Consider the following 1,788-nt stretch of genomic DNA (forward strand, 5'->3'; position numbering starts at 1 on the left):
TCGCCGATGTGGGTCTGCGCCAGTTGCTTGACCTTGCGGCTGGGACGCGACTGGTCCAGCCACAGCCCGATCAGGTCACTCACCTGCGCCATGGAAAAGCCCAACTGGCGCGCCTGCCGCACGAAGCGCAAGAGATGCACGTCGCGCTGGCCATAGACGCGGTAGCCGGCATCGGTACGGCCGGCCTTGGGGATCAGGCCGGTTTCTTCATAATGGCGGATCATCTTGGCCGAGACGCCCGAGGCGCTGGCGGCTTCACCGATATTCATGTTCACTCCTGGGTGGTTGCGCCCTGGCGCGGTTGCCAGCGGCGCAGCAGCAGGGCATTGCTGACGACGCTGACGCTGGAGAAGGCCATGGCGGCGCTGGCCAGCATGGGATTGAGCAGGCCGAAGGCGGCCAGCGGGATGCCGACCAGGTTGTAGATGAAGGCCCAGAACAGGTTCTGGCGGATCTTGCTATAGGTGCGGCGCGAGATGTCGATGGCATCGGCCGCCAGCCCGGGGTCGCCATGCATCAAGGTCACGCCGGCCGCCTGCATGGCCACATCGGTGCCGGTCGACATGGCGATGCCCACATCGGCAGCGGCCAGGGCGGGGGCGTCATTGATGCCGTCGCCCACCATCGCTACCACGCGCGCGCCGTTCTCGCGCAGGGCGGTCACGGCCTGGGCCTTGTCCGCCGGCAGCACTTCGGCGCGCACGTCCTGGATGCCCAGTTCGGCTGCTACCTGCTGTGCCGCCCCGCGATTGTCGCCACTGAGCATGGCGGTGCGAATGCCCAGCGCGTGCAAGGTGGCGATGGCGGCCTTGGCGCCCGGCTTGAGCTGGTCGCCAAAGGCCAGCAGGCCCAGCACGACCAGGCCTTGCGCCTGGCGCTCGGCCAGCCAGGACAGCGTGCGGCCCTGGGCCTGCAATTGTTCGGCGCGCGCTTGCAAAGCCGGGCAGTGGGCCTGCCATTGCTGCATCCAGCGGCTGCTGCCCAGGAGCAGGTGGCGCCCGCCCACCTCGCCTTCGATCCCCAGCCCGGCGACGCTCTGCACGTTCTGCGCCTGCCAGGCAGGCAGATCGGGGCGCGCCTGGGCGGCTTCCAGCACGGCGCGACCCAACGGGTGTTCACTGCGTGCCTGCAACGCGGCGGCCAGGGCCAGCAGTTCATCCTGGGGCGTGCTATCGGCTGCTTCCAGCTCCGTCAGGCGCGGCCGACCGACGGTGAGCGTGCCGGTCTTGTCGAAGGCGATCACCTCCACCCGATGCGCGATTTCCAGCGCCTGGGCATCCTTGATCAGGATGCCGTGGCGCGCTGCCACGCCGGTGCCGGCCATGATGGCGGTGGGAGTGGCCAGGCCCAGGGCGCAAGGGCAGGCGATCACCATGACCGCCACCGCATTGAGCAGGGCCTGTTGCCAGGCGCCTGTGCTCAGGCCCCAGCCCAGCAAGGTCGCCAGCGACAGCAGCAGCACGGCCGGCACGAAGACCGCGCTGACCTGGTCCACCAGCCGCTGGATCGGCGCCTTGGCCGCCTGTGCCTGTTCCACCATGCGCACGATGCGCGCCAGCACGGTTTCGGCACCGATGGCGGTGGTCTCGAAGAGCAGGACGCCCTCGGCATTGATGGCGCCGGCAGCCAGCGTGTCGCCCACCTGCTTGGCTTGCGGGCGACTCTCGCCGGTCAGCATGGCCTCATCCAGATGACTGCGGCCTTCGCGGATCACACCATCGACCGGCACCCGCTCGCCGGGCCGCAGCACCACCAGGTCGCCCACCCGCACCGGGCCAGCGGCGCTCG

2 protein-coding genes are annotated in these 1,788 nt (G+C 69.5%); both read right to left on the reverse strand.

The genetic code is table 11. The features are described from left to right. Positions 1-269 (reverse strand): MerR family transcriptional regulator (locus I5W_RS02700; protein WP_044528076.1); only part of this gene is annotated, 269 nt, incomplete at its 3' end. Positions 270-271: 2 nt separating this feature from the next. Further along, the coding region (locus I5W_RS02705; protein ID WP_044528077.1) for a heavy metal translocating P-type ATPase at positions 272-1,788 on the reverse strand (1,517 nt) is incomplete at its 5' end.

This window comes from Herbaspirillum sp. B65 (assembly GCF_000333555.1).
Taxonomy (GTDB): domain Bacteria; phylum Pseudomonadota; class Gammaproteobacteria; order Burkholderiales; family Burkholderiaceae_D; genus Herbaspirillum; species Herbaspirillum rubrisubalbicans.